General features: G+C 36.2%; 21 protein-coding genes and 4 pseudogenes. 12 read left to right on the top strand and 13 right to left on the bottom strand.

The window, feature by feature from the left end:
* Positions 1-5 precede the first annotated feature (5 nt).
* Both YN1551_RS12120 and YN1551_RS12115 read left to right on the top strand, forming a co-directional pair.
* Positions 6-1,646, top strand: coding sequence for a DNA alkylation response protein (locus YN1551_RS12120; protein WP_009071332.1), 1,641 nt, complete (start codon positions 6-8; stop codon positions 1,644-1,646).
* Positions 1,647-1,657: 11 nt separating this feature from the next.
* Positions 1,658-3,202: an AMP-binding protein gene (locus YN1551_RS12115; protein ID WP_012717972.1), complete on the top strand. Its 1,545-nt coding sequence runs from the start codon at positions 1,658-1,660 to the stop codon at positions 3,200-3,202.
* A 184-nt stretch (positions 3,203-3,386) separates the two neighbouring features.
* Here YN1551_RS12115 and YN1551_RS12110 read toward each other — a convergent pair.
* Positions 3,387-4,812 (bottom strand): annotated as a pseudogene (locus YN1551_RS12110) (phenylacetate--CoA ligase family protein).
* A 176-nt stretch (positions 4,813-4,988) separates the two neighbouring features.
* On the opposite strand from YN1551_RS12110, the gene YN1551_RS12105 reads away from it, so the two are divergent.
* Positions 4,989-5,531, top strand: coding sequence for an adenosylcobinamide amidohydrolase (locus YN1551_RS12105; RefSeq protein ID WP_010923493.1), 543 nt, complete (start codon positions 4,989-4,991; stop codon positions 5,529-5,531).
* Between the two features lie 136 nt (positions 5,532-5,667).
* Positions 5,668-6,975 carry an MFS transporter gene (locus tag YN1551_RS12100; protein WP_010923492.1) on the top strand — a complete coding sequence of 436 codons (1,308 nt, stop codon included), beginning with the start codon at positions 5,668-5,670 and terminating at the stop codon, positions 6,973-6,975.
* On the opposite strand, the gene YN1551_RS12095 is transcribed toward YN1551_RS12100, so the two are convergent.
* The 4 genes and pseudogenes from YN1551_RS12095 to YN1551_RS16185 form a co-directional block, all read right to left on the bottom strand.
* Entirely contained in the window at positions 6,945-7,643 is a 699-nt protein-coding gene (locus YN1551_RS12095; protein WP_010923491.1) for a hypothetical protein, read from the bottom strand. The two genes, YN1551_RS12100 and YN1551_RS12095, sit on opposite strands and share 31 nt — an antisense overlap.
* Positions 7,644-7,649: 6 nt before the next feature.
* Positions 7,650-8,684: a DUF1648 domain-containing protein gene (locus YN1551_RS12090; RefSeq protein WP_012715642.1), complete on the bottom strand. Its 1,035-nt coding sequence runs from the start codon at positions 8,682-8,684 to the stop codon at positions 7,650-7,652.
* A 5-nt stretch (positions 8,685-8,689) separates the two neighbouring features.
* On the bottom strand, positions 8,690-9,043 hold the full coding sequence (locus YN1551_RS12085) for a GntR family transcriptional regulator (RefSeq protein ID WP_010923489.1): 354 nt from the start codon (positions 9,041-9,043) through the stop codon (positions 8,690-8,692).
* A gap of 134 nt (positions 9,044-9,177) precedes the next feature.
* Positions 9,178-9,586 (bottom strand): annotated as a pseudogene (locus tag YN1551_RS16185) (transposase); the annotation flags it as partial.
* Between the two features lie 492 nt (positions 9,587-10,078).
* On the opposite strand from YN1551_RS16185, the gene YN1551_RS12075 reads away from it, so the two are divergent.
* Complete coding sequence (locus YN1551_RS12075; RefSeq protein WP_012715708.1) at positions 10,079-11,008, top strand: transposase; 930 nt, start codon at positions 10,079-10,081, stop codon at positions 11,006-11,008.
* Between the two features lie 334 nt (positions 11,009-11,342).
* Positions 11,343-12,116 carry a DODA-type extradiol aromatic ring-opening family dioxygenase gene (locus YN1551_RS12070; protein ID WP_009991748.1) on the top strand — a complete coding sequence of 258 codons (774 nt, stop codon included), beginning with the start codon at positions 11,343-11,345 and terminating at the stop codon, positions 12,114-12,116.
* A gap of 148 nt (positions 12,117-12,264) precedes the next feature.
* Here YN1551_RS12070 and YN1551_RS17695 read toward each other — a convergent pair.
* From YN1551_RS17695 to YN1551_RS12055, 4 genes and pseudogenes are all read right to left on the bottom strand, one after another.
* Positions 12,265-12,399, bottom strand: a pseudogene (locus tag YN1551_RS17695) (ISNCY family transposase); the annotation flags it as partial.
* 110 nt (positions 12,400-12,509) lie between these two features.
* Positions 12,510-12,926: a hypothetical protein gene (locus YN1551_RS12065; protein ID WP_012713163.1), complete on the bottom strand. Its 417-nt coding sequence runs from the start codon at positions 12,924-12,926 to the stop codon at positions 12,510-12,512.
* Positions 12,907-13,773 (bottom strand): SPFH domain-containing protein, encoded by an 867-nt coding sequence (locus tag YN1551_RS12060; RefSeq protein WP_009991750.1) that lies wholly within the window; start codon positions 13,771-13,773, stop codon positions 12,907-12,909. Before YN1551_RS12060 ends, YN1551_RS12065 begins: the two co-directional genes overlap by 20 nt.
* Positions 13,774-13,816: 43 nt before the next feature.
* Positions 13,817-14,293, bottom strand: coding sequence for a hypothetical protein (locus YN1551_RS12055; protein ID WP_009991752.1), 477 nt, complete (start codon positions 14,291-14,293; stop codon positions 13,817-13,819).
* A 96-nt stretch (positions 14,294-14,389) separates the two neighbouring features.
* On the opposite strand from YN1551_RS12055, the gene YN1551_RS12050 reads away from it, so the two are divergent.
* The 3 genes from YN1551_RS12050 to YN1551_RS12040 are packed head-to-tail and all read left to right on the top strand — an operon-like array spanning position 14,390 to position 16,484.
* Complete coding sequence (locus tag YN1551_RS12050) at positions 14,390-15,514, top strand: MFS transporter (protein WP_012717969.1); 1,125 nt, start codon at positions 14,390-14,392, stop codon at positions 15,512-15,514.
* Positions 15,515-15,537: 23 nt separating this feature from the next.
* On the top strand, positions 15,538-15,948 hold the full coding sequence (locus tag YN1551_RS12045; RefSeq protein WP_009991754.1) for a hypothetical protein: 411 nt from the start codon (positions 15,538-15,540) through the stop codon (positions 15,946-15,948).
* Positions 15,945-16,484 (top strand): hypothetical protein, encoded by a 540-nt coding sequence (locus YN1551_RS12040; RefSeq protein WP_009991755.1) that lies wholly within the window; start codon positions 15,945-15,947, stop codon positions 16,482-16,484. The genes YN1551_RS12045 and YN1551_RS12040 overlap by 4 nt, the downstream gene beginning before the upstream one ends.
* Here the strand turns inward: YN1551_RS12040 and YN1551_RS12035 are convergent.
* The 3 genes from YN1551_RS12035 to cpsA all read right to left on the bottom strand — a co-directional run bounded on the left by YN1551_RS12035 (position 16,467) and on the right by cpsA (position 19,014).
* Positions 16,467-17,195: a glycosyltransferase gene (locus YN1551_RS12035; RefSeq protein ID WP_012717968.1), complete on the bottom strand. Its 729-nt coding sequence runs from the start codon at positions 17,193-17,195 to the stop codon at positions 16,467-16,469. The two genes, YN1551_RS12040 and YN1551_RS12035, sit on opposite strands and share 18 nt — an antisense overlap.
* A 134-nt stretch (positions 17,196-17,329) precedes the next feature.
* Entirely contained in the window at positions 17,330-17,803 is a 474-nt protein-coding gene (locus tag YN1551_RS12030; protein ID WP_012715813.1) for a HEAT repeat domain-containing protein, read from the bottom strand.
* Positions 17,804-17,832: 29 nt separating this feature from the next.
* On the bottom strand, positions 17,833-19,014 hold the full coding sequence (gene cpsA, locus YN1551_RS12025; RefSeq protein ID WP_012717966.1) for a carboxypeptidase CpsA: 1,182 nt from the start codon (positions 19,012-19,014) through the stop codon (positions 17,833-17,835).
* A gap of 162 nt (positions 19,015-19,176) precedes the next feature.
* Between cpsA and YN1551_RS17995 the strand changes: the two genes are divergently transcribed.
* Genes YN1551_RS17995 through YN1551_RS12010 form a run of 3 tightly spaced genes read left to right on the top strand, consistent with a single transcriptional unit; the run spans position 19,177 to position 22,477 of the window.
* Positions 19,177-19,419, top strand: coding sequence for a hypothetical protein (locus YN1551_RS17995; RefSeq protein ID WP_338107032.1), 243 nt, complete (start codon positions 19,177-19,179; stop codon positions 19,417-19,419).
* 7 nt (positions 19,420-19,426) lie between these two features.
* Entirely contained in the window at positions 19,427-20,431 is a 1,005-nt protein-coding gene (locus YN1551_RS12015; protein WP_009989083.1) for a GH12 family glycosyl hydrolase domain-containing protein, read from the top strand.
* Between the two features lie 60 nt (positions 20,432-20,491).
* On the top strand, positions 20,492-22,477 hold the full coding sequence (locus YN1551_RS12010; protein ID WP_009989082.1) for a GH116 family glycosyl hydrolase: 1,986 nt from the start codon (positions 20,492-20,494) through the stop codon (positions 22,475-22,477).
* Between the two features lie 93 nt (positions 22,478-22,570).
* Here YN1551_RS12010 and YN1551_RS12005 read toward each other — a convergent pair.
* Positions 22,571-22,723, bottom strand: a pseudogene (locus YN1551_RS12005) (permease); the annotation flags it as partial.
* Between the last annotated feature and the right edge of the window lie 154 nt (positions 22,724-22,877).

Genomic DNA, 22,877 nt, shown 5'->3' with positions numbered 1-22,877 from the left:
AGACTATGAGTAAGGGTAATAGTCCTTTCTCATATATATCTAGTGCGTATGGCAAAAATCATTTTAATATTGATAAACCATTACAAAAGATTTTGGAATATTTTGATGTGAAAGCAGACTTCTCAAAATTAGGTGAGTTTGCAGGGGGAGAGTTATATGAAATTGCGGAACATGTAGATAAGAGAGCTAGACCCATACACGTAATGTGGAGCGTAAATGGGGAGAGAGTAGATGAAGTATGGATTGACCCTTCTCTAAGGGCAGCTATTAAAAGGCTAATCAAAGATTTCGATATTAATAAATTTCCATATAAAGAGGAAAATTGGCATAAGCACTACGCTTCAATATATCTAGTTTCTGATCCAGGTATAGCATGCATACTTACAATTACCAATCAGACCGCATATGCTCTCTATAAATACGGTAGCGAGGAACTAAAGAAATACGTTCCCTATCTAATAGGAGATTCAGATGAGTTGCTTTTCGGAGCTACGTGGTTCACTGAGATTCAAGGTGGAAGTGACTTAGGATCTAATTTAGTGGAGGCTGAATTTAACGGTAAGTATTGGCTATTAAAAGGAAATACTAAATATTTCGCTAGCGGTGTCGGGTTGGCTGATTTAGCGTTAGTAAGTGCTAGACCTATGGGAAGTAAGAGTGGGGCTAAAGGCCTTTCCCTATTCCTAGTTCCTAAAAAGAACAATAAAGGTGAAAAGAATTTTTTGATAAGAAGACTTAAGAGAAAAAGTGGAACAAACAGTGTGCCAACTGGAGAGGTGGAGTTTAACAGTTCAGAGGCTTATCTTATAGGAGAAAAGGAATATGGGATATATTACATAACTGAGGATCTTATGGTATCAAGATTATCCAATGCTGTAGGGGCTTTAGGTATAGCGAGGAAGTCTTTTCTCGAATCCTATTATTATTCGCAATCCAGAAAAGCTTTTGGTAAGGCATTAATTGAACATCCCCTAATTCAGAAAGATTTACTTGAAATGGAGCTCATGATTGAAGGAGGTATGGTAGTAACTTTTAAGGCAATAGATCAGTTCCAAAAATCTTGGAAAGCTATGCCACCTTTCTACAATGAGCAGTACCATTATGCGCGTCTATTGACTCATATTTCTAAGCATATTACAGCTGAAATAGCATCTCAAGTATCAAGAATGGCAATGGAGATTCATGGAGGAATTGGATTTCTCGAAGAGTTTCCTATAGAAAGACTTCACAGAGAAGCGCTTATAACTCCAATTTGGGAAGGGACTGGAAACATTCAGGCTTTAGAGATGCTCGAAGCCATGGTGAAGAAGGAAGCACATAGACAACTAATAAGGGACTTGGAAGGGATTGTAAATGAAGCAAAGGATGAGATAGCTTCCAAAACGCTTGATTTCATCAAAGATAAGGCCACCACGCTCCTAACTTACAGAGAATATGAGATGCAGTTTTACTCAAAAGATTTACTATTAACTTTAGGGCATGGTATTTCCGTGATATTACTATCCCATATGGGCCGTAAGTTGGGTATTGAGCGATTCACAATGTTGTCGAAGATCTACTATGAGAGATTTCTAATGGGTAGAAGCATTCTACGAGATTATATATCTGAGATACGTGAGCTCATAAATATGGAAGAGATGAAATAGAGGTTTTGGAAATGCAAGAGGGTTTTACCGTATTCTCGCTTCTTAAAAGGGCTGTAACTATGGTGCCAGATAAGGAAATAGTAGATCCTTTTCGCAATGTTAGACAGTCATATAAGGAGACTTATGAAAGAATAATAGGTATATCTAACTCAATGCTATCGATTGGAATATCTAAGGGAAGTATAATAGGGGTTGCAGATTATAACACCCTTAAATTCGTTGAGCTATTATTCGCTTCTAGCTTAATAGGTACAATAATATATCCAGTTAATGTCAAACTACCCTACGATCAATTACTTTATACAATTAAACACGCTAGGGTAGAATGGTTATTCGCTTCAAAAGATTTCATATTCTTATTTAAGGACTTCACTAAGGAGAAAATTATTAGTATAGATTCCAATGATACTAAGATAACTTATGATGATTTGGTAAGTAGAAAACTAGTTAAGGAACCCGAAATTTACGTTAAAGGAAGTGATCCATACTCTATCTTATTTACGTCAGGTACAACAGGGTTACCTAAAGCGGTTATGTATACTAATGAAAAAACGGTTCATGGAGCAATAGGTATGGTGCACCAGCTATCACTTTACAATAGCCCTTCTTCGTTGAAGAACAACGATATCATATTAGGTCTTATACCATATTATCATTTATGGTCATGGGGTTCACTATTTCACGCTACTTACCTAGGCGCTAAATACGTCACAAGTGGAAAATTTGAGCCAATAAAAACATTGGAAATAATAGAAAAGGAAAAGGTAACCTGGCTTAACGCTGTCCCCACAATGATGTATATGTTACTAAGCGCAGCCAAACAAGGGCAACTAAATGGCTTAAAAACTTTGATAGGTGGTTCTCCAATATCATCTAATCTGGCTAAGAAGTTAAAAGAAAGTGGAGTATCTTTTGCATCAATATATGGTGGAACAGATATGTTAGCAATTTCAATTACTATCATTCCCGCAAATACCAATATACAAAGCATCGAAGATTACGCGAGAGTATATACTCATCCTCTTCCTTTCGTGGAATTGAAAGTAGTTAAGCCAGACGGTAAAGAGGCTAAAGTAGGAGAGATAGGACATTTATGGGTTAAAACACCTTGGCTACCTGGTGAGTATCTTAACGATCTAGAGAATACTAAATCTTCCTACGAGGATGGTTGGTTCAAAACTGGAGATATAGCTATGATTATAGATGACTACCATACTATAAGAATCTTGGATAGGGAGAAGGACTTAATAAAGAGTGGAGGAGAGTGGATAATACCTAGTATAATTGAGTCAATAATATCTGAAGTAAGTGGAGTAGATCTCGTTGCTGTAATAGGTAGAATAGATGAAAAATGGGGAGAAAGACCTATAGCATTAGTCAAAGGTAAGGGATCAAATTTAAAAGAAAACATAATCAGCCATTTAAGAAGTGCTTCAACTCAAGGTTTGATACCAAAATGGTGGGTTCCAGATGATATAGTTATTGTAGATGATTTACCCCTAACCAGCACTGGAAAGGTTAACAAAAAAGTTTTAAAAGAGAGAACTAAATGGTGATAATAGGATGTAATTTCATGAAAATACTATAACTTATAAATGGTGGTGAAAAGACGATTTTTGAAAACATCTTTCAGATAGAAACATCGTACCATCTATATTAGGGCGGAGCCTATTTACATAAGAACTTTTCTATTATTATTTTTGATTTCTAGTATAATAAAGTAATAAGTAAAAAGAAAAATTATTTCTTCTTCCTCTGGTCAACAAACACTTGCAACTTGTAGCCCGTCCATATTGTATTTCCAGGCTTTACCCACTCTATCTCAACGTCATCTGGGTTAATCCCAATCCTGCTCGCTAATATCTCTCTGGCTTGCTTATCGTAAGTAGAATTAACCTGTTCCCTCCTTGTCTCTATTCTAATCTTCAATTTATCCATACTATTATCGTAAATGAAAATGTTAAACATTCCAGTAGTGTCTGGAATTTCATTCACAGCGTCCTCAACGTAAATTGGCAATAATAGTTTCCCTTTAACGAAGAACATCCACTCAACCCTACCTGGTATTGGCTCAGCAAATCTCATGTGAGTTATACCATACTTAGGATCCGGATCGGTCAGGAAGTCATTCTTAACGTAATCTCCTAAACTATAGCGTATTAAAGGCATGGTAAAGTGATTTAACAAGGTCGCTATCAGTTCACCTCTTTCTCCCCCAGATACTGGTTCATCAGTCTTAGGGTCTACAATATCAAATATCTCCATGTCCTCCCAAACTACTAATTGTCCTTCTAAGCTTGGAACTTCAATAGCCATATGTCCATCAGTGGTTCCCCAAACACTTATAGCTAATTCAGCATTTGGATGAACCTTGAATAATTTCTTTTTAGTGTTTTCAGCAGCTGCACCACCGTGAAGTAGCAAAACCTTGAAGGGAGTTTCCCAACCCTCAATTTTAGCCTCCTCTCCTACTAATCTATGTAGCCAAGGAGTTGTGGCGAATACGTCAACTTTCCATAGTTTGAAGATCAGGTTGTGTCTATTCTTCCATGAGAAGTATGTCTCACCACCTCCAGCTATGACAGTTGCCCCACATCTCCACATTGCGGTCTCAACAACCGGAGGCCCCCAACTATAAAAGCCACTCATGTTTAGGTAGTTTGCGTAAACCTTAGTTGGCTTAACTTCGGCAAAAGTCCACAAGTACCTTGCCTGGGCTTCTTGGAAGTAGTCCATTTCCAAAGCCCCCCCATCCTTGGAAGGTAGGTAATCCAGTTGAGCCAGAAGTCGCTCCAACAAATCTTATGTGATTAGCCAATTCTGGATGGAAAATTGTACCAAATGGAGGATTTTGATGTAGGTCTTTCCTAATTTCATCTTTTCTCAATATCGGTATTTTAGCGATATCCCTTCAGTCCTTTATCATGTCTGGTTCGAAGTTTTTAGATTTCCAAAACCTTCTATAGAACTCAATGTTTTCCCATGCCCACTTTATAATCCTTCTTAGTCTAAACGTCTTTAACTTATCGATTTCCTCTCTTTTCATTGTCATTATCTTCTTATTCCATAACACTTCAGATGGATTTGGGGGATAATCAGTTCTAATAAAACCTTGTTCTCGTAATTCCCTATGAATTGCATCGTATTCGTTTTTAACTGAAGACATCAATCTTCTAATGTTTAAAGAGTTTAAAAAATTATAAATTCGTTTTCAAGGGAAACTTACTTCGAGTAGTCATAGCTATAAGTTCGATTTTTAATTTTGTTAAAAACATTCAAAAAACCCCTCTATAGTTGTTTCAACCTAAATTAATTTAAAGATTGATAATAAACCTTTGATTAATGGAGCCAAAAATTGTTAGGTTTGATCTTGGAAAAGAGTACATAATTTTAACTTCAGCTTTATATCCAGAAGGAATAATTAGAGTTAACCAAATTTGTAGTATTTTCGTTGATAAAAGTTATTGTAGTGGTAACCCTTGGGGAGATGTAATTAACTGGTGTCCCTCTAAATCTGCCATAATGTTCATGACTGCTGCAAAGAATTACACTTTTAAAGAAACTGATTGGGGTAAATTTTTCATCAGTGCTGGAATTGGGAGAAGCGGTGAGGATGCAGGTTGTACTATTAATATTGGGGTGTTTGTTGATAAAGGGTTAAACATTAATGGATTAGTTGACTTAATAAGAACAGTAACAGAGGCTAAGGCTGGAGCTTTAAGGGATTTGGGATATAAGTTTACGGGTACTGTAAGTGATGCAATTGCAGTTGGCTCTTTACCTGGAAACGAATATTTCATAGGCCCAGGTACTGAATTAGGTAAAAAGATAGCCTACGATATTAGAAACACTATTGTTGAATTATTATTTAAAGGAGACGATTAGGTTTTTATATTTCGTTGAAGAGGAATGAGTGGGCAGGACTTGAGAGGTGAAGAGTGGTCTCAGGGCTGATTTGGTGATGGTCTATTAAAAATTCAAAATAAGTGACTTTATAAGTTACTAATTATCATTTTTACATATGGAGAAGAGTATTGAGAGACTAATCGATACGGCAAAGTGGACTTCAATACATTCGCTAATGTTTGCCTCACTTGCAATAGGTTACTTCATGTGGGGAGTAATTGCTTCTATTGCTCCCTTAATTTATCCTAATATAAATAGTGTATTATTCCTACTAACCCCAACATTTGCAACACTAGCAGGTAACTTAGCACTTTCATTATTTTCAGATAAGAAGTTGGGTAGGAAGACCACCTTCTTCATTACAATGTCACTATATTCTGTTGGAACCATATTACTAGTTTTAGCGTCAGTCTTAGCTGGTTTCAGTACAGATAATCTAGCAAAATTCCCTTCATTAATTCTAATAATCTTAGGAATAGTTTTAGGAATATTTGGAGTTGAGGGTGAAGTCCCAGTGATGCTATCATATACTGCAGAGATGATGCCTCTCAAATACAGAGATATGATGTTAGTATTGGCTCCAAATTTCGACAATATTGGCGCAATGGTAGCTGCTCTAGTTGGGTATTTAACGTATAGCCTTTCAAATTCTTTCATAATAGAACTCTTAGCCCTTACCGTTGTCGCAATATTGGGCATTGTTACGGCAGTGATAATAAGGCTATTGTTACCAGAATCTGTAAGATGGTTGGCAACTAAAGGAGATATAAATAAGGCAAAAATTGAGGCTAGCAAGGTTGTAAAAGACGGTACAACAGAAGCAAAAGAAGTTAATGTGAACAAAAAGCTAAGTTTAGGTTCTAGATACGCATTTCTAGCTATAATAGGACTTTCTCAATATTTAACCTATGGCTTAATGGCATTTGTGGTCGCAGACTATTATTTCTCCTCGTCACAAACCCCTTTCATTATCTTCATAGCAAATTTAGGGGCTTCAATTTCTGGTTTTATAGCAGCATATATTGCGAACAAGATAAGGACCAGAATCTTCGCGTTAATATCATATGTGGGAGGTAGTCTTAGTATGATTCCAATTCTATACCTAACCACTAACTTCAACTTCGGAATGTTTTACTCATTACTAATTGTCAATATGTTGTTTAGTGAATTTAGCTGGGCAATTAGGACGATATACGAACCTGTGTTAATGCCAAAGAAGTTGAGGGCGTTCATGATAGGCCTAATTAGGCTCGTTCCAATTACCGCATATGCGATCTCAACTTATGTTACTCAATCCTTTAATTTAACTAATTACATATTGTATAACACGATACTGTGGCTAATTGGAGGTATTGCTACAATAATATGGTACTTTAAAGGTATAGATACGAATTACGTATCCTTAGAGGAGGTTGAACGATAATATTTTCCCAAAGACCAAGCCATAACTAAACAAATTAATCCAATACAGAAGAAAATAAACTCAAATGTCAATATTCCGAGGTACTTCTCGAATGGTACTAGAAAGTCCACGAAACCCATTGGAAAAGCCACTAAGATCAATCTTTTTCTCCCCGTAATAACGCTTAATACTGAGAGATATCCCCATGATGAATGAATTAGAAGTGACGAGACCCTTTCAAGTATGCTAAGCCCGATGAGTGGTAGTGCTTGTGTAATTGGATATTCTAGTTGTGAGGGAGTAGATAGTATTAACGGAAAAAAGTAATAGGCTATGTATATAAAGAGCGTGGGTATTGATATTAATACTCCGTTTTCCCACATCGCTAAAGACACTCCATAACCCCAACCATTCTTTAACTTCCCCAATAGTGCAAAGACGTAAGCTAGACCGACTTCAAATATGGAAGTTTGCAACCCATAATATAAACCTAAAACTGCTAAACTATTAATTGATGCTAAATAACCTAAGGTAAAAAATTGTACTAAAACCTTTAATACGATAGCTATGAAATAAGCTAGTGCAGAAAACATTAATACTTTGATAGACTTAACTAGCTTATATACCATTCCGAAAGAGAACACCATCACTATTATGGGAGTTAGGAAATATATTGGATCAAAGCTCATTCTCCATCACCTAACAAGGATTATTGTAGTTATTACAGCAAAAACTACGGCTAGGATAATCAAAATTGAAATTCCATGACCGAAATTTAATGTGTAACCTAAACCATTTCTTTTTGGAACCCATATTCTCGGGTCTTTTGGGTTAACATATATTATTCCTCCCTTCCAATATTTATCGTCATTAAGTAAGTTATCATTAGCTATAACATCTCTTAGATATCTAGCACCTTCAATACCAATTCTAAGCACGTAAACTATGATAACTGTGAAGAGCATAGATATGAGAAAGATTATAAAAACTTCAAGTTCGCTTAAGTTTATTATTGTCCATATGAAGAGCGATATTGTAGTATATAGTGAACTCATAAAGACTCCAACAATCCCTGCAATAATTCCTACTTCTTCCTTAAATTTAAGAAATGCGTAATAGCTTCTATCTGGATATGCTGGGTTAATTACATTAGTAGTTCTTGTAATGAAGACTCCCAGTACTGTTAATAACCCTAAAACGACAGTATTAATTATTTCGACCTTATAAAAGTTTAATGGAGTCTTAACGAGAAAAGTTGTACCAGTAGGACCAACGTGAGTAGGAAGTAATTTAGGTGCAGAGGAGTATACTAGGGATCCAAAAACCAATGTAAATATCAAGATCCCCCACGCTACTATGAAAGTAATTATCCACTTTCTACTTTCCTTCTTTTTGGTGTCAATTACAGCATATCTGGAAGAAGCCACCGGTAGACTCCCCCTACGTCTTATCACAATCCTCCTCCAATAAACAACGTTTAATAAAAGGAGAATAACGTAAATGAAAACTGAAATAAAGCTTACGAAATAATAAAGCAAAAGGGATAGCAACGTTAAACCAATTAGGGATAATCTATACTTATTAACTATATCCTTGCCCTTATTCTTTTTAAACTCCGTAGTTACCCTGGCCCCAAGGAGGATATCTGGAGGTTGTAAGTTAGGTAATAGGAATAAATTGATAAAGAGAAATGTGAACTCCACGTAAATGATTATATCTAAAAGTGTCATGTTTTTCACCTCAACAAAGCTGATATAAAGAAGAGAATCTCATCCCTTTTAGCGCCACCAGCCAAAGCCCTATAAACGGCTTCTTTCATCAATTCCTTCCACTTCTCATCCCTTATATCAGTCTTGACTACGAATCTCTTCTTGTAAACGGTTACAAATCCTTCACCTTCCAGATATTTGTATGCCTTCTCCACGGTTAACATATTCACACTTAACATTGCAGCCATTTCCCTAACTGAGGGTAAAGGATCTCCAGGATTTAATACTCCCTTAGCTATTAGTTCAATTATTTGATTAGCTATCTGTTCGTAGATCTGCTTTTTGGAGTTGAGGTCTATTCGAATTGTTATATTTGTCATATAACAACTATATCAGAATGAGTTTAAAAGTTTAACTTGAAACTATTTGAGTGTGTTCATAGTGTCGTCATTATGTTATAAATTTAGGGATAGCCCTATCTCACAATACTAGGACTAGTGAGTACTTAACCATCACTAAACTCCCACTTATAAAAAGCCCTAGTATTCGTAAACAAGTAAGTCCACATCTCAACTACAATCTTTCCAGTACTTCTACCTTTGACCAACTCCTTAGCCTTACTCCATAACTGGACTAACTTCTTATACCTTTTTCTACCATGATGCTTAATCAAAGTGAACACAGTATCCAAGGGAACGTTTAAAGCGGAAATAGCCCTCATACTCATACCGTTAGCATCCTCAAATTCTCCTCCCTAGGCTTTTCATGATAATGATGATTAGAAGTATCACCCACCAAGAAGTACCTACCGCAATCTCTACACAAATACCTCTGCCTACCCAAAGGCCTACCACACTTAACTACATGATGAGAACCACAAGAGGGGCAAGAAATATCCTGCTAATTACGGGTTTCCTATCCATAAGTAATACTCAATATATAAATATAAATAGCTTAATGATGACACTTTCGATACACTCAACTATTTTCGTTATCTCTTCTCTTTATATGCGCTTCCGATTCGGTATATGTGAACTCTTGGATAGTTTAATGTTACTACGTTATAATGACTTCTAGTCAACTTCCCCTTAGTGAACTACATATGGTTTACGTTAAAACTTGAAGTATTGCGGTATTTTTCTGATGTTTTACACATTCTTATTGCGTAAGGACATCCGTTAGCCTTATTGAGATAAAAAATAAAAGTTGTTGCTATTGTACCTATAAAGTGGATATATTTCAGCTTCAAGAGAGCATCCCAAGTGTAAATAATTCAATAAATCTATGTATAAGTTTATAGATAATAACTCAAAAGAAAGCATAAACTCTTGAGAAATTTTGAATTTTCACTTGGAGTAAAATCTTGAGTAATACTTAAAGGGGACCGGGAAGACGTAGTACAAGGATTGGGAGATATGAAACCTTGGATAGAATACTACAATCTCCCGGTCCCCTATGATAAACTATCATCAAGGCATAAAACTCTTTTGAAAATGCACTACATACTAATCACCTCAAAAGCACTATCATCACTAGACCTATACATACTTAGAGTACTCATCGTCATGATGATATGGCAATGCTCCTACAGAGATGTAGAAGCATACTATTACACGGACATTGTAGTAAGATGGTTTCTAGGAGAACGCAAGTCAAAATCCGAAAACCACAGAAGGGCAAAGAAACTTAGGGGAGAAATAAAGAAAGCATTCAAGGAATACGCAAAAGAACTTGAGGAAAAGCTAAGCAAACTAGAAAACTACTTGCCAAGTAGTGCCTTATACGGCAAAGTTAACAAACTCTGGGCAATAGATTCCAACATAATCGAAGTACCCTTCGGAAAGAGAAACAAGGAGACATTAAAGAAAAAGCTAGAACTCAACTTGAGACAAGGAAAGTTTAGGGAAGCAGCAAACTTAATTTACTACTATATGAGGGCTAAGATTCATCGTAGATTTAAGGGTGAGTTTGCGAAGAAGAGGGGTAGGAGTTTCTTCGGCTTCAAGGTTTTATATGCTATTTCCCCAACCATGATTCTTCACGCAATTCAAGTTGAGTTTGCAAACTTTCCCGATAATAAGGTTGGTTTTGGTATGAGTGGTTATAAGGTTGTTGATAGGGGTTTCTTGGGAATGCCCTCAACTTGGATAATTGGTTTTTCTAGTTTTAGACGTTATGTTGAATTCTTTGGTATTTTCTTGAAGAGGTATTGGAGACCTTACGCTATTAACAAGGATATGGTTGAGGTTTTTGTTTACGTTATTGGAATAATTTACAATTCCTTGATTTACACTTCCGTGTTAGCAAAAGTTCCGCAAGAGGAATTTGTCAAACTCTCTAGTTAACCCTAGGCTAGGGTTAACTAGAATAATATGGGGTATGTTTGAAATTCATTTTTTCTCAACTATAAGTTATTTTATATTACAATAAAATATTAATCTTCCCTCATATTGAAAGATATAATTGACTTCTATTCTCAACTAGTTATAATATTGTTTTTCTATCACATTATATTTATTGAATTATTTGCATTCTGGACACTCTCTCAACATTCATTATGTACTATGCTACAGTAACTCTTTATAAACTTACCATATTATACTACAGTAAGTTAACGAGATCTTGTTGAAATGCGATACACAGTACAAAACTTAAAGTTTGAAATAGCAAGAGTTAAATGTGATAAGCTTTATTTTAGTAGCACCTCATGGAGATGAGATAATTGATCCAAAAGATGAAAAATCATCGTTGTTAAATAAGGCAATGAGGGAAGCTGCAAGTTTAGTTAAGGCTGATAAGTACATCGTAATTACTCCCCATAATATAAGAATTGACGATCACATGGCGGTAATATTAACGCAATACGCTGAAGGAAAGCGGGGTAAAATCAAGAGAAAGTACCTTTGTGATAGGGGATTGGCTTACGAAATATATGAAAGGGCAAAAGGGAGTGGCCTACCGGTGGTTGGTGTTAATTTCGGGGCTTTAGAAGGAAAGGAGTCAAAGATCGCGCTAGATTGGGGGTCATCGATTCCCCTTTACTTCTTGAAAAGGAGGAGAATTGTATTGTTGACTCCAGCTAGGGGAGTTAAAAGGGAGATATTGAGGAAGTTTGGAGTAGTAATTGGTGAAGTTTTAAGAGATCATAGAAAAAGGGTTGGAGTAATAGTTAGTGCGGATCACGCTCATACCCACGATCCTAAGGGACCTTATGGTTATTCAGAATACGCTGCGGTTTACGATTCCACTATTGTAGATATTTTTAAGAGCGAAAGATTTGAGGATTTGATGAAGATTGATGATAAAGTTATTAGTGAGGCGAAGCCCGATAGCTATTGGCAATTGCTCATAATGCTCGGAATTCTTGAGAGTAGTTATAATAAGTATAGCGTTAAGTTGATGGAATATCAAGTCCCAAGTTATTTTGGGATGATGGTTGCTCTACTCAGTTAATTCTTTATGGTTATATAAAAAACTAAACTATAGAAATATTTCTAACAAAATAGAAAATCTTTCCAAATTATAAAATTATTTTTAATAAAATGAAAGTTTTGCCATTAATCTCACTCTGAGGAGCTTTTAAATACCGTTTAGCAGTGTATGTTTTTCTCCTCCGCTTAAACAATTTCTTTATCCCTTCAGAAGTCTGATAAGTACTTTTTATCAACCTAGCAATTTTCTTGGTACCGAGGTTCAAACCCGTGAAGTACTTGAATAAGAGAACAACCAACAAGGTACTTTGTTGATCTCTTCAATTTATTTCATAAACATAATATAATAGAGTAGACTCCTAAATATTGATTAACAAGAATAGGGATTATTCCTCTATAACGAGAAAACTAGCATTCATACGATGGTACTTATAAATCCAGCAAATGTACCGTTTAATAAATTATAAGCTATCGTTAATCCTAAGTACGTTTGAGGATAAGACACTTGGAAGGCATATGGCAATAAGGAAAATACCAAATAAGATGATGCAGTGATTAACGCTATCTTTCTAACTTGAATTAAAGACGACTTTTCAAGAGTTGTTCTCGTAGGGAAGACAAATGCTACTAATATTACCAATATTAAAATCTGCACTATTCCTTCCGCAGGGGAGTGAATCATGGCTTCAATTGGTGAAATATCAAAGGTACTTGGAGGATAAAATGCCTTAACTATTAACGATACTATGGCCATAATTATAGTTAGGATAAAAGAATACCCAATTGACGTGGCAATATTATAACCTAAAATTCTACTGTTGTGCTCCACCACTCTGTTGTTGCCCCCTTCTGCCTATACCTACTCTTATTAGGCCATCTGGTAGATTAACTATTGTTGATAGGTTTGGATAATACGGCACTCCGATTGCCATATTGACTGCTGCTGCGTTCTGCTGTTCAGCTAATATTCTAGCCAAACCCATTCGAACTGCATCCATTAATGGTATTCCCATATCCCTTAATTGTATTATTCTTCTCAGCTCTGGATCTTGAGGCAGAAGTCTAGTTATTCTTACAGATATTAGGTCTACACCTATTTCTGCTAGGAATTGCTTTAACGCTGCCGTAACTGCAGTAGAAATTTCAGAGAACTTCTTGAAAACATCAGTTAGATTTACACGATTAAGTACTGAACTAACTTCTTGATCTACAATTGGTGAAATATAATGAGCTAAATCTGCGTCTTTGAAATATAGGGAACCGAACTGGACATTTGTGACTAAGGCTGCAGGGTTTTGAACTCTAAAGTATATTGCGGTCTCATACTCTAAGGGTACTAGGTCATCTGTCTGGCTAACACCCGCTACTCTAACCTCATGTCTGGTGGTCGAGATGAAATAAACTACAGTATCATATGGTAACGTGTTATACCTAAACTTAGATAGAAAAGCTGAAACCGGATTTCCTGGAGTTTGAATATTATGACTACCGGGAGGTAAATCTGCAACAATTTGTCCTTGTATTAAAACTATGGCTCTCTCTGTGGGTTGTACTATTATAAGTGATTTCGAAGTAATTGCCTCCTTTGGGTATTTGAAAATTATAGCATCAGCTGTCATAAAACTTGATCCATCTTCTTTTTCTGTCGAAATAACTTGACCTCTAATGGTTAAAGACATATATTAGAATTATTCTAGTGTTGATATTTAAATTTTTTCGTAACTATTTTCTAAGTTCTGGAGGATAAAATAATTTCATTCTATCATAAAATACTGCTCTTAGGTCATTAAGTAATGGTTCGAACTCTTCAATTCTATTATTCTTAGCAAGCTCCACTAATTGTGAAGCAATATCAATCATTTTCATATCGTGATTAACTATTTGATCCAACTCCTCAGTTGTAACTTTCCACCTGGCGTAAATATCCGCACCTCCACCCTGACTTGACATTATATTGTTTATTAACTCCCTGATTTTAGAGATCAAGAACTCCATTACCTTAAGTTGGGGTGAAAATGGATCGGTTGAGGCAATAAAGCTTTCCTTTTCTGAGATTATCCTTATCGTTTGTTCTAATCTATCAATAACTGCTCTTCTAACTAGGAAATCGTCTTGTCTAATTAGATCTTTTGCTTTATACCCCCTATAACCTGGTAAAAGTAATTGTAACTGCTCAATGGGGGTTAACTCTCTTGGCATAATTGAATATACGCCTAGGAGATTATAAAATTATTTTATGCTAAATATATTTTAGAACGATAATCATAAAAGAGAGATTTAACTCATTGTCATTTTGTGTTAAGAAATATAATAGTGAGTTGGATTGGTACTTTTCTTCAGTTGTTTTTAAGGCTCAGTTGGGGAGTCATATCATTGCCAATAGCCTTAGTTTTTCACTTAAACTCCATACAGATTGGGCTAGTTGCCACAGTCTTTTACATAGGTTATATAGTTTCCTCAATCCCTTGGGGTTTGATTATAGATAGAATAGGCCCAAATAGTGCTGTGGAGTACGCATCGATTCTCTTAGTAGGAATGAATCTATTACTCTTTCTCTTCCTTACAAGTTACGCTATTCTACTCGTAGCCTACCTCATAGAAGGACTTATAACAGCTGCCATATTTCCATCAGCAATGAAAATAGTGGCAGTTAGTTACTCCAACAGCTCAAAGTTCACATTTTACGTGGCTTTAGTGGAAAGTGCAGGACCAATAACTATCATCACCTTGGGTATAATAGCAAGTTTTCTGTTGCATTTATGGAGATTTATTTACCTAATCATGGCCACAAGTTTCGGGCTAATTGCAATTTTCAGTCATTTCAATAGGATAGATGTCAATAGGACTGAAATCAAGAGGTCGTTTAAGATAATCCTTGATAGAAAAATAACAATTGCAACGCTAATTAGATTAGGGGAGCTGTGGTCCACGTGGGGTACAACAACGTGGATTTTCCCAATGCTAGTACTTTATAGAAACATCTCTCCGACTTTATCAGGCATATTTCTTCTTCTTTTCGGAGTTGGTCAGCTAGTAGGGATTTTAAGTGTGGAAAGGTCAGTGGAAAGATTTGGCGATAGAACCGTTATCTTAATAAATCTGATAGGATTCATCTTACTAACGTTTTCAATAATTTTCTCAAATAACATCGATATATTACCCGAGGCCTTCTTATTGGGGATTTTCTCGTTCTCATATAGACCTCCAACTGATTCTCTAATAATGAGAATAGCTGGGCAATCTAGTGCGGGAACTTCAATAGGTTACGCCAACGCCGTATCCCAAATTGGGACGATGATCGCTCCATCATTTGTAGGTTTGGCACTGTATTTGACCCATAGCTTCTCTATATCAATGTTAGCCTTGGACGTTGGGTGTATAATATCTATCATATCACTTTTATCCTTGAAACATTTATAGTGGTTTTCATATAATATTAAAACGTGGATTTAGGTAAAATTATAGGTTTAATAGTGTTCATTTCAGTACTAATTGTTCAGTTTGCCATGATTAATAACTTCAACGGTTTACTTCAAACAACTTTGAACCAAATCAACTCCACCATACTCATATTATTCACTTCGCAACCAAAAATAGGTCTAGTTATTTCCAATAACCAGTTAATCTTAACTTTTAACAATACTCTCAACTTCCCAATAACCTTACTAAACGTAACTGGGGATTACACTTACTTATCAAAACCGGTAACAATTAACCCTAATGAGGTAAAGAACATTAGTGTGGTTGTGACTAATTTGGAAATGTTCGAGAGGGCTATTCACGATAATTCATATAACTTGACGATAGTGATGAAGATGTTCAACACAACTTTTTCACAAAGTGAGATGATATGATAGTTACAAAAAGAACGTTAATATTGACTATAAGCATGTTACTAAATGTACTTGTAGCGTTATTACCAGGTTATTGGTGGTATTATTCCGCTGGAGGAATGGTAGTAATTAAGGATAGCCTCTTCTCATTTTATCTAGAATTTCTAGGTAAAGAGTTGGAAATAGGTATAATAATAAACTATATTTTGTTCGCATTTAGATTTTATGTGATAAGTGTTTCCCTCTATTACATTTATCTCGCCTTGAAAAAGGACGTAATCAATAACTACCTATTAATAACTTGGATAAGCTATCTTTACTTGTTGGATCCTCTTTTATTTTACTTATTATTTAATTACGTGGTAGGGTATGTTACTCCAACGAAATATCCATTATTTATAATAGGGAGCCAGAACATGACTGTATTTTACAAAAACGTTATGGTAACAATTTTAGTTGAAAGTTATCCCACAACTTATTACTGGATCGCCCTTTTTGCAGGTACCTTTAACTTGATTTCAAGAATAATAATTAGTAGGCTATCTAAGCTTTCGTAAAATGTAGCCCTGTGCTTTAAGGTAAGTTTTAGTGTATAGAATTTTCCTAAACGGAGAATAATATACTCTTAATTTTATCAAGGAGAGGAACATTAGAATTATGACTTTTATTAACTTTTTAGATATCTTACTATCACTCTCATCATGAATATAATTTATTTCAACTTCTTTAACTTTATAATGTCTACGTTTAAATCCGTAAATTAAGTTAACGTCGAATAAAAAATCGTTAATTATTAACTCGTCTAATATATCTAAAACCTTTTCCCTATTTACTAGCTTAACACCAGCTTGGAAGTCCGAAAATTTTGCTAGCGACGGAAAGAGTATCTTAGTAATTATTATAAATCCCTTATGTAGGAACTTCCTCTTTAATGGCATCCCCACAATTTTCCTCTTAGGTATGACTAGGTCAGCGTCAGTGCTTAAGATTTTATCTAATTCCTCCTCAGTTGTGGGAAAATCGGCATCTAATAATAAAACTCTCTGGAAATTGCTTTCATTAATTCCTCTCTTTATCGCTCCCCCTTTACCAAGTCTGCTCTCACTTATTAGGAGCTTTACGGGAAATTTCTTAACAACCTCTGGCGTATTATCATGCCCATCAAATACTACCACTATTTCAGCATTAGGTAGTGTTGACGATACTTTCTCCAACGTCCTACCAATTCTTCTTTCCTCATTAAATGCCGGTATGATAATTGAAATCAATCTAACCAGCTAATTATAAGTTAGAAATAAAAGGATTTCGGGCAAAGATCTATAATACTTATATAAGGTATTTCATAAGTAAAATAGACGAAAATGAATTTCATATATTTATATGAATAGCCACATCTTCTATTCTATATAAATTTGCACGTGATCTTAAACTCTTGCATAACTTCTTCTACGACTTCATGAAATTCTGAGTTAATTAACTCACATAGGAAAGGCGAATAGCTAAGAACTTCTCCTAGACTTACCACATTCATTTCTAGTAGGGGTTTTAACGTAACATACCAAGATAGCGCCCTTACGACCTTATTGCTATCTTTTAGCATTTCAAGGAAATGTTCTTTTCTTTTGATAACCTCTTCCAAAGTTAATATACCCCTCTCTACGAACTCAGGAACACTATTCCACGCTCTATACCTAGTCCCAGTATCGTGAAATGATAAAAGTTCCAATAGGAAATCCTTATCCCTTACGTTCGAAATAACGTAATTCCACGCTTCGTGTTTAATATCCTTATCCTTGTCTGAAAGGAGTCTCCTAATTAAATCTAAGGGTAAGTTTGAGGAATTCCTCAAAATATTTAGAACCTTTTCCTTATCCATTTACAATAATCACTTAATTATTAAATCCTTTATTTGTTACTGAACTTTATTGCCAATAATGCGTGGGCTAAAGCACCTAGTTTCAACACATCCTCATCTACGCAGAACTTAGAACTATGGTTGGGATATATACAACCTTTCTTCTCATTTCTAGTTCCCAGGAAGAAATACGTACCGGGTGCTTTCTGTAGGAACCTAGAGAAATCCTCAGCTCCTAGAACTGGCTCAGTCTCAACGACTGTGGATATTGAAGATAGAATTTTCATCACCTCATCAGTTACTTCTGGGTTATTTACTGTAATTGGATAGACGTCCTCCATGAATTTGACCTCACAAGTTGCACCATAAATTCCGCATACTGATGAAACTATTCTCCTCATGTAATCCTTAGCCTTACTCCTAACATTCTCGTCTAGACTTCTAATCGTTCCCTGCATTTCAGCGTCATCTGGTATTATATTATCCTTTGTCCCAGAATGTATCGTAGTTATGGATATGACGAAGGGTTGAACGGGATCGATTTGCCTAGCTGTTATACCGTAAATTGCGTTGGCTATTTGTAATGATACGAAAATTGGGTCTATGGTCTCATGAGGAGCAGAACCGTGACCGCCCTTTCCGTGAACCACAATCTTAAACGCATCTGGCGTAGCCATTATTGGACCTTTTCTAGTTGCGAAGACTCCAGATGGATAGCTACTGGATATATGTATACCAAATACGTAATCTACACCATTCATGACTCCAGCCTCGATCATTGGTTTCGCTCCTCCTAATCCTCCATCCTCCTCTGCGGGCTGAAATATTAACCTAATTTCGCCACTGATTAAATCTTTATTTTTAACCAAGAGATAAGCTCCACCTAAGAGCATTGCTACGTGAGTGTCATGACCACACGCGTGCATTACCCCTTTAACCTTGGACCTGAACTCTACGTCACTAGTCTCCTCTACGGGGAGGGCATCCATATCCGCTCTTAAGGCAACTGTCTTCCCGGGTTTATTTCCCCTAATCTTACCAACTACTGCAGTGGGTAATCCAACGCCCTCCTCTACTTCTATTCCCAATTTCCTTAACGTTTCTGCCACTAGTTTAGAGGTGCTATACTCTTTATAGGAAAGTTCAGGATTCTCGTGAATTTTCCTCCTAATTTGAATTATCCAATCCTCTATTTCCTTCACGTCGTTCTTCAACTTCTCAACTAAATCCATAAGAGATATAGTGAGCTAAGAATAAAAAGCTAATTCGTTAATAAAAGTTAACCGTAAACCTTTTCACTTTACAAAAATTGGAGGTTAAGGGGGCGGAAAGCCTCGCCAACGGGGATGGATAGCCCCTTATATTTAAATACTTCCTTGTTGAGATATCTTTTAGTGATGTTAACAATGCTCCTCCCCAGCTCGATTGAGGGCTTAATGGGACTGTGGGAGGAGCATCTAGTATCTCTTAAGGGACTAGACGTTATGGATGAAAGTCCCCTATTCGAATGGGAGTGGATCTCTGATCCACTCGACTGCCCACCAGATGAGAGATGTAAACCCGAATCGATGGTGGGAACGATGATCCCTCTGGAAGGGGAACCATCGCCCTTTAAGGGCGGGGAGAAAGTCAGCTAGGTGATATATGATAATGAATAAATTATATATCATTATAGTTCCAATAATTGTAATAATAGTTGTGGGTGTAATTGGTGGAGCTATTTACCTACACCATCAGTCACCTAATGTCAAAACATCATCAATAACTGTCACCACTAACGAAACCACAACTTTAATGAGCATAACAACCAATACCGTACCTACAACAGTAACGCCCACTACATCTTCTATTCCTCAGCTAATCTATGTTACATCCTCTGCTAGTTCACCAACTCCAGTTTATCTAAATAACTCAACTGTACCATCATTTTATCTTGAAGTGAACATGTGGAATGCTAAAACTTGGAATGGCAACTATACCATGGTCTTTAACCCGCTTACTCGTACGCTCTCTGTTAGTTTCAACTTAACGCAAGTTAATCCATTACAGTGGACTAATGGCTATCCGGAAATTTACGTGGGCAGAAAACCCTGGGATACTTCATATGCAGGTAACATATTCCCAATGAGGATAGGCAATATGACACCGTTTATGGTATCGTTTTACATAAACTTAACTAAGCTAGACCCGTCAATAAATTTCGATATTGCGTCTGACGCTTGGATAGTTAGGCCTCAAATAGCATTTAGTCCCGGAACTGCTCCAGGTAATGGGGACATTGAGATAATGGTCTGGTTATTTAGTCAGAATTTACAGCCTGCTGGGCAACAAGTTGGAGAAGTAGTAATCCCAATATATATTAATCACACTCTAGTCAACGCCACTTTCCAAGTGTGGAAGATGAAGAACGTCCCATGGGGAGGTTGGGAGTACATAGCATTTAGACCAGATGGCTGGAAAGTCACAAATGGTTACGTCGCATATGAGCCCAACTTGTTCATCAAAGCGTTAAATAATTTCGCAAGCTACAACATTACAAACTATTACTTAACGGATTGGGAGTTCGGTACGGAATGGGGAACAATGACTTCCAATGGTACAGCCTACTTCTCATGGACAATATCGAATTTCTATGAAACTCTCCTCTAATAATTTTTTAATAACGAAAAACTCTAAACCTTTTTTACCTTATTATTCAAATAACAAGACATGGTTAAATACACTGACAAGGATAGGATAGTGGCTGGAGTTCCACTGGGAGGAATTGGCACTGGAAAACTGGAAATCGACAACAAGGTGAGAATAATCAACGTTACGATAAGGAATAATTGGGGCAATCCCATTAAGCTTTTAAGAGGATTCCACGTATTCATAAAACCTAAAGACAAGAGGGGATTCATCTTCCAAAAGGACGGTGGAATATATAAGGTAAGTGAGTTTCCAGGGGAAATTATTTATGAGGGAAAATATCCAGTTGTCAAAGTAGTGGGAAAGAGTAATGAAGTTGAAGTGGAATTGGAAGCGTTTTCGCCAATAATCCCCAATGACTTGAAGAACTCGTCCTTACCTGCAATAGGAATTAGTTTAAAAGTTAAGGGTATTAAGGAGGGAAAGGTAGCAATATCCTTCCCAAACATTGTTGGTAGTGTGAGTATTGGGAGGGTAAATGAAAGTATAAGGAATGGCGTTATTCATAAGAACTTAAAGGCAAACGATTACGATCCGGCAAAGGGAAATACTACGTTAATATCAAACAACGTGAGTGATATTATAACGCAATACAACCTTAAGAGGAAACCAAGCGAGACGATGAACTTTTGGCTATCACAATACGAAAACGAGGAGCCTTGGGTTAAATTGAATAGGGGAGAGGAAATTGAGGACAATCCTCACGAGGTAACTGGTCATAGGGATGATCCAGCAAGTATTATAATATCAGAAGGGGAGGAAATGAGATATGTGTTTGCATGGTATTTCAATGGTAAACACGTCTTTTACCCCTATGGGCATTACTATGAGAACTTCTTTAAGGATTCCTCAGAAATTGCGAAATATTTCTTGGACAACTTTGATCACTTGAGAAAGGATATATTTCACAATATTGTAAATGTGAAGGAGGAGTGGTTAAGGGATGCAATAATAAATAGTTCATACATTCTATCCTCCAATACTTGGTTAGATGAGAAGGGTAGATTTGCAATTTATGAAGCCCCGCAGAATTGTCCATATTTAGGTACAATTGGTACCTGTTATGAGTTTGGCTCCCTACCAGTGATTTTAATGTTCCCAGAGTTGGAGAAGTTGTTTTTGAAGCTATTGATTAGTTACGTAAGGAATGATGGTTATGTTCCCCACGATCTGGGTTTTCACTCCTTGGATTCTCCCATTGATGGCACTACTTCTCCTCCTAAGTGGAAGGATATGAATCCTAGCTTAATATTATTGGTTTATAGGTACTTTAAGTTCACTAACGATATCGACTTCTTGAAAGAGGTTTACCCAACTATAGTTAAAGTCATGGATTGGGAGTTAAGACAGTGTAGAGACGGCTTGCCTTTCATGGAAGGAGAAATGGATAACGCATTTGACGCTACCATAATTAAGGGCCATGATAGTTACACCTCTTCACTTTTCATAGCTTCTTTAATTGCAATGAGAGAAATTGCAAAGTTAGTTGGCGACAGCAATTATGTTGGTTTTATTAATGAAAAGTTAAATGTTGCTAGAGAAGCGTTTAGGAAAATGTTCAACGGTAAGTATTTCAAGGCATGGGACGGTGTTGATAAGGCTTCATTTCTTGCCCAACTATACGGTGAGTGGTTTACTACTTTATTGGAATTGGAAAATATTGTCGATGAAAATATGATAAAGAGTGCTTTAGAAAGTATTATAAGACTTAATGGTAATGCCTCTCCCTATTGTGTTCCCAACCTAGTTGATGAAAACGGTAAGATTGTTAACTTGAGTGTTCAAACTTACTCCTCTTGGCCTAGACTAGTATTTGCCATTTGCTGGTTAGCTTATAAGAAGGGTGTCGGTGATCTAAGCTTTTGCAAGAAGGAATGGGATAACTTGGTGAGAAACGGTATGGTATGGGATCAGCCGTCCAGGATAAATTGTTATACTGGGAAGCCTGAAATTAACTATCTAGACCATTATGTAGGCAGTCCTAGTCTTTGGAGCTTCCTATTTTAGAAAGTATTTTACTTAAACCTTGTAGTAGTTCTGGGATATTTTCCACATCGCTTAACATTTCGTCTACTAAATTCCTAAGTATTTCATTAGCGTTAATATCCATAATAAGTATTGAAAGGAAGTGAAAGGGTTAATGCTAATGTCTCTAAATATTGCCGGTAATGAGATTAGTATTATTGTACCATTTATTGAAGCCACTAACACTCCAATTGTCGTATTGCTTAAGGCAATCCATTTATACTGCATAATTAAAAGATGAATGTTTAATTATTTAATCTTTTTATTTCTCATTGTATAGAAGATTAATTTTTAAACTCTTAACCTTTCGACATAGAACGAAATGCCATCTAGTAAGATAGTTAATAGATTTAAGGAAAAAATAGTTGAGTTAATAATCTCA

Source organism: Sulfolobus islandicus Y.N.15.51, assembly GCF_000022485.1.
Lineage (GTDB): Archaea > Thermoproteota > Thermoprotei_A > Sulfolobales > Sulfolobaceae > Saccharolobus > Saccharolobus islandicus.
The sequence above is the reverse complement of the archived record's forward strand: the minus strand, read 5'-3'. Positions and strand labels throughout refer to the sequence as shown.